Raw genomic sequence first — 14,848 nt, forward strand, 5'->3', positions numbered from 1 at the left:
GTTCGAATCAGCTTATAAGATCCTGATCCTTTGGTTGCCGGAGTATCTGGATAAAACGGGCAATGCGTTGCTTAAGATCATCGAGGAACCACAGCCTAACACGCTGTTCCTGCTGGTGGCGCAAAACCAGGATCAGATACTGAATACCATTTTATCGCGTACGCAACTGGTTAAAATTCCTGCTTTGACTCATGACGAGATCAAAGAGGAACTGATGCAAAATCATCATCAGACCGAGTTCGCGGCAGCGGAAATTGCCTATTTAAGCAATGGTAACCTGACCGAAGCGCTTTCGATGCTGCAGCAGGAAAACAAAAGTTACCATACTTTATTTGTACAATGGCTGCGTTTGTGTTTCGGCAATAAAGGATCGGAAGTAATGGATTTTGTAGATCAGGCGTCGAAAATGGGACGTGAGAACCAGAAGAACTTTTTGCGATACGGCATCAGCTTTATTCGCGAATGCTGTTTGCTGATGGCAGGTGCAGGAAATCTTGTCCATTTACCGGCAAACGAATTGGAAACTGCACAAAAGATGACAAACGTGATGAATACCGCCATGGCCCAGGCCATCAGCACCGAGCTGGAAAAGGCACATTATCATGTAGAGCGAAATGCTAATCCGAAAATCTTATTTTTAGATGTATCTTTACAAATTATTAAAATTTTAAATTTTAAAACGCTCCCTGCGGGGACTCACTATATACCAAACTAAACTATGGGATGTGGAAGTTGCTCATCAGGCGGATGTACCCCCGCCGGCTGTAAAAGTAATGGCGCGTGCCTTACTAACGGCTGCAGCAAATTAGATGTTTACGACTGGCTGTCTAACATGGACATGCCGGCAAATTATAGGCCTTTTTCTATTATCGAAGTGAAATTTAAAGGTTCGCGCAAGGACTTTTATGTTAATACCGATAATATTTATCTTGAGGCGGGTGAGCTGGTGGTGGTTGAAACACCAACCGGCGGGTTCGACGTGGGCCACGTTTCGGTAACCGGCGAATTAGTCCGCATGCAGATGGTAAAACACCGCGTTAACGAGGCTGATATCACCAAAAAAATCTACCGTAAAGCCACTCCGGCTGATGTGGACAAATGGAAAGCCGCCAAGGAACTGGAATGGGAAACCATGCACAAAACGCGTAAGCTGGCTTTAGAGCTTGGCTTGTCGATGAAGATAAGTGATGTGGATTACCAGGGCGATAAAACCAAAGCAACATTTTATTATACGGCCGAAGGCCGCGTCGATTTTCGCGAGCTGATCAAAAAGATGGCCGAGGCCTTCAGGATCAGGATCGAGATGCGGCAGATCGGGATGCGGCAGGAAGCTAGTCGTTTGGGTGGCATTGGTTCGTGCGGGCGCGAACTTTGCTGTTCAACCTGGCTGACGGATTTCAAAACAGTTTCGACCTCTGCTGCACGCTATCAGAATCTTTCGCTAAATACTTTAAAGCTGGCCGGACAGTGTGGTAAATTAAAATGCTGTCTCAATTATGAGCTGGACACTTATATGGATGCGCTGAAATATATTCCGGATAATGTGAATATATTAAAGACCGAAAAAGGCGACGCGCGTTTACAAAAAACCGATATCTTTAAACGGTTGATGTGGTTCAGCTATCCGATGGAAGATAGCTGGATACCTCTGGAAATTGACCGGGTTAAAGAGATACAACAACAAAACAGGGACGGCATTATACCTCCGGACCTTGGCGAAATTGTTGAAATAGAGAGCAAACCGGCTAAAGTTCTGGATTACGAGAATGTGGTTGGGCAGGATAGCCTTACCCGCCTGGATGAGCGTAACCGCAACAAGAAAAAAAATAAGAACAAGAATAAAAACAAAGCCCAGGACAACAGGCAGCCGCAAAACGCAGCTGTTCAGCAGCCACAACAACAGCCAAAAGAGCAGAAACCGCCAGCAGAAGCTAACAAAAACAATGGCCAGAATAACAAGAACCGTAACAACCGCCGTTTTAAACCGAACAGGAATAACCGGAACGACCAGAATAAAGGGAATGAAAGCGGCTCGTAACTTATTTTTTGCTGCATTGCCTGTTTTGGCCATGCTTTTTCTGAATAGCTGTACTGACCCGGGCATGGTCATTGATAACAACACGCCCATTGATAACCATAACTGGTCATACGCAAATACTGTAAAGAACGAGGTTAAAATCGATGACCCTTCTATACCTTATAATATCTACATTAACCTACGGGTAACCGGCGAATATAAATACTCCAACATATTTGTGCTGTTGCATAAAAGCGGCCCGAAACTGAAAGGTACCACCCGTTTCGAAATAAAACTGGCTGACCTGGATGGCGAATGGTTAGGGCAGGGATCAGGCAATTTGTATAGCTACCAGGTGCCCATCATGACCAACTTTAAATTCCCCGAAAAAGGCACTTATACTTTCAGCATTGAACAAAACATGCGCGATAACCCATTGCACGAAGTGAATGATGTGGGCATGCGCGTGGAAAAGACCAAATAAATCCCAGATCATTTATTAAAAACCATACCTGATAACCGCTGTTCTATTTATAATGGGAAAGTGGCTTTTGAGGTTTGGCTTGTTTATTTTAATCGCGGCAATGGCCTGCGTCAGGGGGCCTGATAATGCCGAAAGCGATTCTTCCTCGGCCGATGCAAAACTAGGTGGTGGCTCGCTGCATATTGATAGCTTTAGAGCAACAAGCGCCGGCGTTACCGGAAGCACAGCTTCTAAATACAGTACGGTAGATACGCCTAAAAACAATCTCTCATCACCCTATATTGCTGATTCGTTGAACAAGAAAAAGCAGTGATGATAAAATAATTTCTCAATCGCTATTCTGAAATGTGAATTGATCTAACTTTCAATATTTAATTTTCAGGGTCTTTATAAAGTGGCAGCTCATTCAAAAGGTTTGAAATATTTTCATCTTGAATCAAAATGCCTCTTATTCCTGCTTCTTGATTAATTTTTTTACTTTCAATTTCTATGTCAGCTAAAGGAATAGCTTTGGCTCGCTTCTCTAGCGGAGGATTGAGTTTTTCAGATCTTTCAAACTCGACAACTGATTTAAGAATATCTGGTTGTAAATCAGCTTCGCATTTGTAAGCTAATTCAATGAATTGTTTAGCAAAAAAACTATCAACCTGTATTCGCCTTTTCGATAAATGAGCGAATCGTCCTAATATTCTACAAATGCTCTCTCTATCTTCTGGGCTTAATTGGTCTGCAAATTCATACTCTTCTATTTTCTTTAAACTTAAAATAACCGGTTCAAGGGCATCATTAGAAATTATGTATACATTATGATCACCGTGACGATAGACAAATGTTGATATATAATCTAAAGTGTTAGATGGTACCACAAAAAAAATGTCCGTCTTTACATCAGCTTGCTTTGCATACTTTTTCGCTTTTTCAGCTTGATCTTTAAGATAGTTAGAAAAGTTTCCTAATACATCACTACCGGGGCTTTTTGCATCAAATACTACATACTCATCGCATATTAATAATGTATTATCTGGATCTCCTTTGAACGGGACCGTGTCTAAATATTCTATTGTGTGCCTTTGACAAATAGTCTTTATTATGCTTTTCGCATTATCTTCATGTTTTTTCCAAGTTTCCTTAAGATTCTTTATCCTTTCAATTTCCTCGTTATTTCTATCCTCTATTTCTTTGGATCTTTCCGCTTGGATTTGGTTTTGAATTTTTTCCAAAGATGACACTGAATTGGAATGCTCTTGTTTCCTAAAATCTTCTTCTTTAATTAATTGAGCATTTAGTTTATTTTTTTCATTCAATTCATTTTGGGTCATTTGGAGCTCTTTCTTTACTTCCGCTAAACTATTTTCCAATTCCGCTTTTCTATTAGTCAAAGAAGAAATAGTTTCAATATTTGTTGCGGCGTCCTCCGCAAGCTTTTTATTTTGCGCAGTTAAATTTGTATTCCGATCTGAAAACAGCCTATTGTCTCCTGTCAAGGTTCCAATTTGGTTTCTTTGAGCATCTATAGTTGCAAGATATCCTGAGTTATCCCCGGTTAGCTTTTCTATTCTTGAATTATTTTCTTTTATAGATATCTCTAAATTTTTTATTATACCATCATATCTAACAACAGTCTCATTAGATATTTTTAGGTCTTTTGCTAAAGAAGTATTTTCGTTTTCTAAAGTAGCTATAGCTTCCTTTTGAAACTCTACATTGGAATTTAACCTTTGCAACTCGCCTACAGAATCTATGAGTAGATTTTTTACTCGGTTCCAATAAAATAATCTGCCAAAAAAACCTATTGTCTTAATATAGTCGAAGAGACGATTTAAATTTTCCATATCGCTTTTAAAAAAACAAATGCAAGTTAATCATTATAGCAATTAAAATACTAAAAAAATTGGCAAAATATAAATTAGTAGATAAAACAAAAGGGTAGCGTAATACACTGACCCCTTCAGAAATCGTTTTTCAGCAGCCCTAATTTATCACACAATCATACTTCGAAGTAGCCACCGCTGTGCCGTCGACATTTATCTTAGGTGAAGTTACCTTAAGTTTTATATTGACTGTACCTACTTTTGATATCGGGAAGCTGTCCTTTATACTGTAAACCATATTACCGGTACCTGTGCCGCTCATAACAGCTGAAACTTTTCCGATTTGCAGATTCATGTTGAAGTTTGGTATCATATCAAAGTAGGCTTTACCATCTGCGATTCTTGTCAGTTTGTAGGTTATTCCCATGTCAACTTTTACACTGTTGCCTTCTTTGCCGACAGGTATATTCATTGGTCCGCCCTGGGTAAAAGAATCGCCCGGCTTCAGTGGTTTATCCGGAAACTGTATCTGTTTCTGCATCATATTCATCATTTGCTCCATTTTCTGTTGCGCACTGTCAGCTACAGCTTTGCCGTCTGCAGAATCAATTTTTATCTTCCAGTCCTGTGTTACATGACCAGACATTTTAATGTCTTTTTCAGTAGCCTTTGGTGGAATAGGCACCTGGTTGCCATTTGCGGAAACCGAAAGATTGGTGATCTTATAATCCATATTTATCGGGACCGACTGATCTGCGCCAAGCGCCCCTGTTTTCATTACCCCTACCAGGGCAATCGACACATTAGCATTCACAGGTTGAGTTATACCTTGCTCTTTCAATTTATTGATTATCAACGAGTCGCCGGTTACAGTTGCCGTTGCCTTCATCTCCATGCTCACGTTGGTTTGATAATTGTGATTGGGCAGGTACTTTAACTTAAATACAACTCCCTGCTGGGCCCAAAGCTGTGTGAAGCCCAGGCACATACATGCAAGCAAAAAAATCTTTTTCATAAGGTTGGTTTTTACTGTTTTTATATTATTAAATATTTAAAAATAATCAACTTTTAAAAGCATTCCACCCCTGGGCGGTTATGGTGTGAACTAATCCGGATTTCGTAACCAGGTTACATCCAGCGGAAGGCTCAGTAATATGACCGATCACCGAAATATCCATCATTAGCTTTATTTTCTCATAATCCGCTTGTTTTATGGTGAATAATAATTCGTAATCTTCTCCTCCGCTTAATGCACAAACTGTCGGATCTAAATTAAATTCCCGGGCAGTTTCATAAGTCATCGGATCAAGCGGAATTTTATCTTCATAAATATTACAGCCCTTATTACTCTGCTTACAAATATGTAATACTTCCGATGCCAAACCGTCTGAAATGTCGATCATTGCCGTCGGTTTTATATTCAGGTCCTTCAGTAATTCAACAATATCTTTTCGAGCCTCTGGCTTAAGCTGACGTTCTATGATATAATCTTTCCCCTCCAGATCAGGCTGAATATTTGGATTCTCGATATAAACCAGTTTTTCACGTTCCAGTAATTGCAGACCGACGTATGCTCCTCCCAAATCTCCGGAAACACAGATCAAATCCCCTTCGCGGGCGGTATTTCTGTAAGCTATATCTTGCTCATCTGCATAACCAATTGAAGTAACGCTGATCACCAAACCTTGTCTTGATGAAGTTGTATCTCCACCTACCAGATCCACATTGTATTTTTCGCAGGCCAGGTAAATCCCTTCGTAAAGTTCTTCAATCGCTTCGAGAGGAAATTTGCTCGAAATTCCTATTGAAACCGTAACCTGTGTCGCGGTCCCATTCATCGCATAAATATCACTCAGGTTTACCTGGATAGATTTATAGCCCAAATGCTTTAACGGCGTATAAGCTAAATCGAAATGAATCCCTTCAAGCAACATGTCGGTTGATATCAATGCCTTTTTACCTTCAAAATCTATTACCGCTGCATCATCACCGATACCTTTTTTTGTGCCGGGCTGCTTGATTTTGATCATATTGGTCAAATGCTCGATCAACCCAAATTCGCCCAAAGACTCTATACTTGTTCTTTCGCTATTTTCGAACATAATTTTTTCTTCTCTGCTATATACCGCCGAAGGCGGAAAAAATTTTTGATTTTTACAGACCTAACTGAGCTGATATGTCCAGCATCCTTTCAATCGGTTTTACAGCTCTTTTTATAATTTCTGCCGGAACAGTTACCTCTGGCATTTCATTTTTCATACACAGATACAACTTTTCCAGTGTATTTCTTTTCATGTGCGGGCAATCGTTACAAGCACAATTGTTATTTGGCGGCGCCGGAATAAATACTTTATCCGGGTTTTCCTTTTGCATCTGATGTATAATGCCCGATTCTGTTGCTACTATAAATTCCTTTTCAGGACTTTTGGTAGCATATTTCAACAAACCAGTTGTCGAACCTATATAATCGGCCATTTTCAATATCACATCCTCACATTCCGGATGCGCCAGCAATTTTGCATTCGGGTGGCGTTCTTTTAGTTTGGTGATCTTCTCTCTCGAGAATATCTCGTGTACCATACAGGCACCGTTCCACAACACCAGGTCACGTCCTGTTTTTTTCGCCACATAAGCTCCCAGGTTCTTATCCGGTCCGAAAATGATCTTCTGATCTTTCGGCAAGCTTTCCACTATCGCCACTGCATTGCTCGATGTACAAACTATATCGCTCAATGCTTTCAGTTCAGCTGTACAATTCACGTAAGTGATCACCAAATGATCAGGATAATTTTCCTTAAACTTCCTGAACAAATGCGGCGGACAACTGTCTGCTAATGAACAACCTGCCTTCAAGTCGGGTAAAAGGACCTTCTTCTGCGGCGATAATATTTTAGCGGTTTCGGCCATGAAGTGCACACCGGCAAATACAATGATATCGGCGTCTGTTTTAGCGGCCTGCTGAGATAATCCCAGGCTGTCGCCAATGTAGTCAGCAATATCCTGTATGTCGGGCTCCTGGTAATAGTGGGCCAAAACAACTGCATTCTTTTGTTTTTTTAATTTTTCGATTTCTTCAAAAAGGTCAAGCGTCGGATCGATCTGTTCCTCCACAAATCCTTTCAGGTTTATTTCTGCTAAGGTATCCATTTCAACAATTCAAATAATAACAACACTTTTTAATTAAAGAAAAAAGCTATTGTTATTGGTGTGTTAATTCTGTTTAAAAGTAATGATACAACGTATATGAATAGTAAGTTTTACATTTTTATTAACAAAAAAACTATGTCTTTTGCATGATATACTTTTGATTTTAAGACGTGTATATTTCGCTTAATTTTATTTTAAAACATATTTGTTAATAAGTTAACGGGGTGTAAAATGTTGATTAATGACTTTATTAGTCTCAAAATTACTGTAAAGAATATTTAGAATTGGACCGAAAAATGTCATTATCCACCGCTTAATAATTTATTATTTTTTTACTTACACAAAATTAACATGTTTTAAAGGGCTTTCTAACAGAAGCACTATTTTTGCACAATATTATACATCTATATGACTAGAAAGGCAGATTTTTTGGTGATTGGTTCGGGTATTGCCGGATTGAGTTTTGCACTAAAAGCGGCAAAGCATGGTAAAGTTCTGATAGTTACAAAATCAAATGAAGATGAGTCTAACACTAAGTACGCCCAGGGAGGTGTTGCGGTGGTTGTGGATAAAAAAGATGATTCTTTTGAAAAACACATTGAAGACACTTTGATTGCAGGTGATGGACTTTGTGATAAGGAAACAGTAGAAATAGTTGTTGAAGAAGGTCCGGAGAGAATTCGTGAAATTATTGACTACGGAACCAACTTTGATAAGACTAACGAGGGTATGTATGACCTGGCAAAAGAGGGTGGTCACTCCGAATTTAGGGTTTTACACTATAAGGATATTACGGGTTGGGAAATAGAAAGAGCTTTGTTAGACCAGATCCATCAAAACCCTAATATTACCATTTTGACCCATTATTTCGCTGTCGATCTGATCACGCAACACCATTTAGGAAAGTTTGTAGATAAATCAAGTGATGACATAACTTGTTATGGCGTATATGTATTAAATACGCTGAATGGCCATGTGGAGAAGATATTATCTAAGGTAACTGTAATGGCATCTGGTGGCGCGGGACATATATATTCTATTACTACTAATCCAACTATAGCTACCGGTGATGGTGTTGCTATGGTTTATCGTGCTAAAGGCAAAGTAAGGAATATGGAGTTTATTCAGTTCCATCCAACAGCTCTTTATAATCCGGGTGAATATCCTTCATTTTTGATATCTGAAGCTGTACGTGGTTTCGGCGGAATATTAAAACGTACCAATGGCCAGGAATTTATGCAGGAATATGATGAACGTAAATCATTGGCTCCCAGGGATATTGTAGCAAGAGCAATAGATGCTGAAATAAAGAAATCAGGTGAAGATTATGTTTACCTGGATATACGTCACAGAAGCAAACAAGATATACTGGCGCATTTTCCAAATATTTATGCCAAATGTTTAGACATAGGTATTGATATGACTAAAGATATGATCCCAGTAGCACCGGCTTGTCATTATATGTGCGGTGGTATTATGGTTGATCATATCGGCAGATCATCAATATTGAATTTATATGCCTGCGGTGAATGTTCATCAACAGGGCTTCATGGTGCTAACCGTCTGGCTTCCAATTCATTATTAGAGGCTTTGGTATTTGCAGACCGTATTTATAAAGATGCTGTTGAACAATTCAATAGAAGTATAATACCTGAAGGTATTCCTGATTGGAATGAACATGGTGTTCAATTATCTAACGAAGATATCCTGGTAACTCATAATATCCGCGAAATGCAGAAAATGATGAGCGATTATGTGGGTATTGTAAGATCTGATTTCAGGTTAGAAAGAGCTATGCGCCGATTGCATTTATTATATGAAGAAACAGAAGAGTTTTATAAAAAGACAAAACTGTCAGTAAAGCTTTGTGAGCTGCGTAACCTGATACAAGTTTCTTATATTGTGATTAAATCGGCCATGTTGAGAAAAGAAAGCAGGGGATTGCATTATACTACAGATTATGCTGTTCATGCAGAACCGGTTCATGATACGGTATTTTAATAAATTTATTCACGCCGGGTCTTATAATTGCGTCTAGTAAAGGAACTATAAGTATTTAATGACATTTTTTTCACGTTTTAAAAAGAAGCCTGAACCTGAAGTTATCCCAACTGATAGTGTTAAAGCAATTGTTGACGGTGTATTATTTGAAGACGCATTTTTCATAAAGTGGGGCTCAGATATTGAAAGTGATAAGAAATATACTAAGAAAGAATATCGTGCAGACCGGGTAATCTATCACTGGGGTGAGCGCTCAATACTGAATGGTTTAATCTTATATTTTAAAACCATTTGCTGGAATCATAAGCAACATGGGGATACTAAGTCATTTGAGTCTATAGATTTTGTATCAGAGGAGAATGATGCTGAAGAAATTTTTAAACGAACTGAAAAATACTTGATCGGAATTTTCGGGGAACCGAAGTTAGAGGAAGATGTTAAGCAAGGTGATATTGCTCTAGAATGGAAGGTAAAAGCTATTAAAATCTCTCTAAATCTTTTTTATAAGGACCGGAAGAAGGTGCATTTGGAGATTGGGTGGTGGCTGTGAAGTTCTAATATCAGGTTTTTATCGTATTATTAAGCAGTTTTACCTTTAACCTTAATTCATGGGAACTTTAAAACAAGATATTAAGCATCATTCAGACTGGCTCGTAAAGGCATTTAGAGAAGATCGTATAAATCTTGATTATAGTATAAAAAGTCTGATAGAGATAGATCGATTTTTTAATAAACATGCTGTAAAAGGACAGGCCGTAAAGGGCGGTCGACTGTCTAAAAATCTTGGGCCGGTTTTGTTTTCGATTGCTTCTTATGCTGGCGATTGTTTAATAAAAGCTGTTCCGGGTTCAGATTGGGTCACTGATGATAAAGATCCTGAGGGTGAGATTAATATTTCTGTGGTATTTCCGAACGGTGGCACAGTTTGGCCTATGCAAAGGGTTATGAAAAGGTTTAAATTGGGAAATGAGGAATCAATATATGTATATGGGCATATGTTGACAAAGGAATTTACAGAAGACGAATTTGATAGCAGTTATTGGGAATTGAAAGAGGAGTCGGGAAAGTGGTGGAAGTTTTGGAAATAATAAAAGAGCGGAAAACGGGATTCGAACCCGCGGCCTTCAGTTTGGGAAACTGATGCTCTACCGACTGAGCTATTTCCGCTAAATTTGTATCCAAACATAAATAAAAATATTACCCTATCCAATAATCACTCATTCACTCAATCGCTAATTCACTAATTAAATAAATATGCCTGTTATATTGCCTGTAAAAGACAAAAACCCAACCTGGGGAAACAATTGTTTTATTGCTGAGAACGCCACTATTGTTGGTGACGTTACCATGGGCGATCACTGCTCTGTTTGGTTCAATGCAGTGATCAGGGGAGATGTGCATTATATCAAAATTGGTAACAATACCAATATCCAGGATGGTGCTGTAATCCATGCTACGTATCTGAAAGCTTACACTGAGATAGGTAATAATGTATCAATCGGACACAATGCATTGGTGCATGGTTGTATATTAAAAGATAATGTATTGGTAGGCATGGGGGCTATTGTGATGGATCATGCGGTTGTTGAAGAATTTGTGATCATAGGAGCAGGCTCAGTAGTATTAGAAAAAACAGTTTGCGAGTCAGGATATCTTTATGCCGGCACACCTGCCAAAAAGATAAAGCCGCTCACCCAGGAACAAAAAGATATGCTGCGGCAATTACCGCATAACTATATTATGTATTCCGGTTGGTTTAATGGGTCGACGGCTCTTTAGGAATATCGATTGGTTCTTCAGCTTCCCAATTTGAGCGTAATGTAATTTGCTTTGAGTAGATCCATACATTTTCCGGCTGGATGCGTTTCTTTATGTTCCCGCTATCCCATTTGCCGTTTTTGTTGTCATCATAAATCACCCTGACATAATATTTACCAATAGGATAATTCTTGTAAACCACATTGCCGTTCTTAGTTATCGGATCCCGATGAACAACATTTTTTTGGTTGTCCATTAACTCGATCACATAGCCTTTTGATGTATCGGGTACAGTTACTTTCAATGTCAGAGGGCCGTAGTTATCCGGCTTGTCCAGCTGGAATTGTTTTAAGAATTTCTTGTTTCTGTCCCCATATATGTTCGTTAATGCGCCCTCATTAAATATCAGGTCATAATGACTGTTCGGCTTCCATTTGTAATTAAACGTGAGTCTTCTCATTGTTGCCGTGTCCTTGGTTATCGTATAATTAGCAACATTGATTGAATCCTCATTTAATGTTACCAGGGAGTTATCAATAGCTTGGATCGGGGTGCTGGTAGTTACTATAAGGGTGGTACCAGCCTTAATCTTATTATCGCTGGTGGTATTATATTGTAAAACGATATTATGGTCAAAAGCTTCTTTGCGGCCTTTGCGTAAAGCGATAGTATCTATCGGAATTTTGTTTTGTATGAACTCAACCTTGATAGAGTCGAAATCCATATTTTTCATGAAGACATAAGCTGTATCCCTGGTTTTATTAAAATCGACTATTTTCTCTTTGTCGAAGCCTGGGGGATAGAGGATTCGGGCTGATGGATTTTCTACAGGTTTATTAAATGCAAAAAACATTTTGCCATCAGCATCGAAACGCTTTTCTACCCTGAATTTCTCAGGTTCCTGTTTGAATAAATTCAGGTGAATATTTGCGGTGTCTTTTTTCAGATGGATAGGAGCGGTCAGGAAGGCGACTAACTCATCATCTTTATCGTAAATTCTGTTTGGCGATTTTTCCTTAAGTGCATAAATACGGTAATCGCCGTCATGAAGATTATTTAAGGTGAAGTTCCCCGATGTATCTGTAGTTGCAAAAATGGTTGGTTTCTTCTTTGCCCAAAGCGTGTCTTTATTCAAGGGGAACAACATTACGGTTACTTGTTTTTCCTTTTCCTGAGTCATCAAGTTTTGCACGTTCCCGGCAACACTTAAAGAGTCGATATGCGGACCGGTAGAAAAAACATACGTGAAATTGTCGAGCACGTTTCCTTCGTTCAAATCAGCAATTGATTTTCCGAAGTTGATGACGTAAGTTGTATTTTTTAAAAGGGTGTCCTTCTTAAAATCAATTACGATCGATTTTTGAACTACCTTGATGTTAGGCGTTCTGTCCAATGCCGGGCTTATAGTAATTTCCTGGGCTTGATTGTTCAGTTTAAAATATTCGTCAAAATCCATTCGGATTTGCGTGGCCGAAAAATTCCGGGTCATGTTTGGCGGAGTTGCCTTTAACAATTTCGGTGGTGTGCGATCTTTTGGGCCTCCCTGCGGCTTTTGCATGCTGGCGCAGCCAAACAGTACCAATGCAGTAATAAAAACAAGTAGTTTTCCAGGTAAAAAAGCACTCCTTTTGTTTAGCCTCATTTTTAAGCCTTATAAACGATTTTTATGTTTTCATGAAGATTACCATTCGGAACTTAAAATAATCGTTTGTAAGCCCTCTAATAACTTCAGTTTAAATAATTGATTTTCAGTTATTTAACACTTATCTTGAGATGTGTACCATCAAGACTGAAATATCCGATGGTGATACCCCCGAAATGCGTGATGCCTGTCCCAAAGTACGCGGTTTTATTTTCATCAGCTTTTCACGAGCCTCCTTCGACAAAGAGACAAGACTGTGATAGTTGAATTCAGGATTGATCTCCTTGTCTTCCATCTTCCGCATCTTTTCTACGATGTCCAGTTCCTTCTCAAAATAACTCTCATATTTGATTTTTATTTCAGCTTGCTCAATAGTTTCTTTATCGTATTTTGAAAGTAACTCGTCAATCGATTGGTTTGCCTTTCTCAGGTCGTCGAACGAAATTTGCGGACGACTTAACAAATTGAAAAATCTCACATTTTGAGAAAGAGGAGCAGTGCCCAATTCTTCCAACAATGGGTTAATCGACGCTGCCTCGACAGATACATTTTTTGTATACGCTACAATATCATCTGAGTCTTTCACTTTGTTATTTACCTTGTTCATCCGGTCATCACTGATCAGACCCAACTCATAACCGATAGGGGTAAGCCTGATGTCGGCGTTGTCCTGACGTAATAACAGGCGGTGTTCAGCGCGTGAAGTGAACATACGATAAGGTTCTTCAGTTCCCTTGGTTACCAGGTCATCGATCAATACCCCGATGTATGATTCAGAACGCTTCATGATCAGCTCATGTTTATCCTTCACTTTTTGATGTGCATTGATGCCGGCAATGAATCCCTGAGATGCTGCTTCTTCATAACCAGTAGTTCCATTGATCTGTCCTGCGAAGAAAAGATTCTTTACTAGTTTGGTTTCCAATGTAAGGTCTAACTGGGTAGGCGGGAAGTAATCATATTCGATAGCGTAACCAGGCCTGAACATTTTGGCTTTTTCAAAACCTGGTATTTGGGTGAGCGCTTTATATTGTACATCTTCCGGGAGAGATGTTGAGAATCCATTTACGTAGATCTCAACTGTGTTGAATCCTTCCGGTTCGACGAATATCTGATGACGCTCACGTTCTGCAAAGCGGTTGATCTTATCTTCAATGGAAGGACAGTATCGTGGGCCAAGACCTTTGATGCGACCGGTAAACATTGGAGATTTTTCAAAGCCTTCCTTTAGTGTCTCATGTACACTAGTATTGGTATAGGTGATCCAGCAGCAACGTTGTTCGGTCGGTCGTTCCACATCTGTGAAGGAAAAACGGCCGGCATTTTCGTCGCCCCATTGTTCTTCCATCACGCTATAATTTAATGTACGGCCGTCTACACGGGGTGGGGTACCTGTTTTCATTCTGCCCGACTCGAAACCTAATTCAACCAATTGCTCGGTTAATCCTGTGGCTGCTTTTTCTGCTGTGCGGCCACCACCAAATTTCTTTTCGCCAATATGAATTACACCATTCAGGAAGGTGCCATTGGTTAATACTACCGCATCACATTCTATCTCTACACCCAATGATGTACGGACACCTTTGACAGTATTTCCTTTTACAATTAAGGAGTTTGCCATGTCTTGCCACATATCAACGTTCGGTGTTCTTTCCAAAGCCAAACGCCATTCTTCAGCAAAACGCATGCGATCATTTTGTGTACGCGGGCTCCACATCGCGGGACCTTTAGAAAGGTTCAGCATGCGGAATTGTATAGTTGTTTTATCAGCTATTATACCAGAGTATCCACCCATAGCATCTATCTCACGCACTATTTGTCCTTTGGCCACGCCACCCATTGCAGGATTGCAACTCATCTGTGCTATTGTTCCCATATTCATAGTGATCAATAAAACAGAGGAGCCAAGGTTAGCCGCCGCGGCAGCCGCCTCACATCCGGAATGGCCGGCACCCACAACTATTACATCATACTTCTTAAACATTTTA

14 protein-coding genes and 1 tRNA gene are annotated in these 14,848 nt (G+C 39.5%); 8 read left to right on the forward strand and 7 right to left on the reverse strand.

Annotated features, from left to right (window positions below; translation table 11 throughout):
* The 4 genes from VIM89_RS10490 to VIM89_RS10505 form a co-directional block, all read left to right on the forward strand.
* Window positions 1–715, forward strand: a 715-nt coding sequence (locus tag VIM89_RS10490) for a DNA polymerase III subunit (RefSeq protein ID WP_488156100.1), incomplete at its 5' end; no start/stop codon positions are given.
* A gap of 3 nt (window positions 716–718) precedes the next feature.
* Window positions 719–2,038 carry a PSP1 domain-containing protein gene (locus tag VIM89_RS10495; protein ID WP_488156101.1) on the forward strand — a complete coding sequence of 440 codons (1,320 nt, stop codon included), beginning with the start codon at window positions 719–721 and terminating at the stop codon, window positions 2,036–2,038.
* A complete protein-coding gene (locus VIM89_RS10500; RefSeq protein WP_488156102.1) occupies window positions 2,022–2,501 on the forward strand; it encodes a gliding motility lipoprotein GldH in 480 nt (159 codons plus the stop codon). The genes VIM89_RS10495 and VIM89_RS10500 overlap by 17 nt, the downstream gene beginning before the upstream one ends.
* 52 nt (window positions 2,502–2,553) lie before the next feature.
* On the forward strand, window positions 2,554–2,814 hold the full coding sequence (locus tag VIM89_RS10505; protein WP_488156103.1) for a hypothetical protein: 261 nt from the start codon (window positions 2,554–2,556) through the stop codon (window positions 2,812–2,814).
* A 58-nt stretch (window positions 2,815–2,872) separates the two neighbouring features.
* Here VIM89_RS10505 and VIM89_RS10510 read toward each other — a convergent pair whose 3' ends face one another.
* The 4 genes from VIM89_RS10510 to nadA all read right to left on the reverse strand — a co-directional run bounded on the left by VIM89_RS10510 (window position 2,873) and on the right by nadA (window position 7,459).
* Window positions 2,873–4,333 (reverse strand): hypothetical protein, encoded by a 1,461-nt coding sequence (locus VIM89_RS10510; protein ID WP_488156104.1) that lies wholly within the window; start codon window positions 4,331–4,333, stop codon window positions 2,873–2,875.
* A gap of 139 nt (window positions 4,334–4,472) precedes the next feature.
* Window positions 4,473–5,327, reverse strand: coding sequence for a hypothetical protein (locus VIM89_RS10515; protein WP_488156105.1), 855 nt, complete (start codon window positions 5,325–5,327; stop codon window positions 4,473–4,475).
* A 46-nt stretch (window positions 5,328–5,373) separates the two neighbouring features.
* On the reverse strand, window positions 5,374–6,414 hold the full coding sequence (gene thiL / locus VIM89_RS10520; protein ID WP_488156106.1) for a thiamine-phosphate kinase: 1,041 nt from the start codon (window positions 6,412–6,414) through the stop codon (window positions 5,374–5,376).
* Between the two features lie 52 nt (window positions 6,415–6,466).
* Window positions 6,467–7,459, reverse strand: a complete 993-nt coding sequence (nadA, locus tag VIM89_RS10525; RefSeq protein ID WP_488156107.1) for a quinolinate synthase NadA — start codon at window positions 7,457–7,459, stop codon at window positions 6,467–6,469.
* Window positions 7,460–7,867: 408 nt separating this feature from the next.
* On the opposite strand from nadA, the gene nadB reads away from it, so the two are divergent.
* Genes nadB through VIM89_RS10540 form a run of 3 tightly spaced genes read left to right on the forward strand, consistent with a single transcriptional unit; the run spans window position 7,868 to window position 10,548 of the window.
* Window positions 7,868–9,460, forward strand: a complete 1,593-nt coding sequence (nadB, locus tag VIM89_RS10530; RefSeq protein ID WP_488156108.1) for an L-aspartate oxidase — start codon at window positions 7,868–7,870, stop codon at window positions 9,458–9,460.
* Window positions 9,461–9,518: 58 nt separating this feature from the next.
* Window positions 9,519–10,010 (forward strand): hypothetical protein, encoded by a 492-nt coding sequence (locus tag VIM89_RS10535; protein ID WP_488156109.1) that lies wholly within the window; start codon window positions 9,519–9,521, stop codon window positions 10,008–10,010.
* Window positions 10,011–10,068: 58 nt separating this feature from the next.
* A complete protein-coding gene (locus tag VIM89_RS10540) occupies window positions 10,069–10,548 on the forward strand; it encodes a hypothetical protein (protein WP_488156110.1) in 480 nt (159 codons plus the stop codon).
* Window positions 10,549–10,554: 6 nt separating this feature from the next.
* Here VIM89_RS10540 and VIM89_RS10545 read toward each other — a convergent pair.
* Window positions 10,555–10,627: transfer RNA gene (locus VIM89_RS10545), tRNA-Gly, on the reverse strand.
* Window positions 10,628–10,714: 87 nt separating this feature from the next.
* On the opposite strand from VIM89_RS10545, the gene VIM89_RS10550 reads away from it, so the two are divergent.
* Window positions 10,715–11,239 carry a gamma carbonic anhydrase family protein gene (locus tag VIM89_RS10550; RefSeq protein WP_488156111.1) on the forward strand — a complete coding sequence of 175 codons (525 nt, stop codon included), beginning with the start codon at window positions 10,715–10,717 and terminating at the stop codon, window positions 11,237–11,239.
* On the opposite strand, the gene VIM89_RS10555 is transcribed toward VIM89_RS10550, so the two are convergent.
* Window positions 11,217–12,860 (reverse strand): Ig-like domain-containing domain, encoded by a 1,644-nt coding sequence (locus VIM89_RS10555; protein ID WP_488156112.1) that lies wholly within the window; start codon window positions 12,858–12,860, stop codon window positions 11,217–11,219. The two genes, VIM89_RS10550 and VIM89_RS10555, sit on opposite strands and share 23 nt — an antisense overlap.
* Before the next feature lie 121 nt (window positions 12,861–12,981).
* On the reverse strand, window positions 12,982–14,844 hold the full coding sequence (mnmG, locus tag VIM89_RS10560) for a tRNA uridine-5-carboxymethylaminomethyl(34) synthesis enzyme MnmG (protein WP_488156113.1): 1,863 nt from the start codon (window positions 14,842–14,844) through the stop codon (window positions 12,982–12,984).
* Window positions 14,845–14,848 lie beyond the last annotated feature (4 nt).

Source organism: Mucilaginibacter sp. (assembly GCF_036568825.1).
Taxonomy (GTDB): domain Bacteria; phylum Bacteroidota; class Bacteroidia; order Sphingobacteriales; family Sphingobacteriaceae; genus Mucilaginibacter.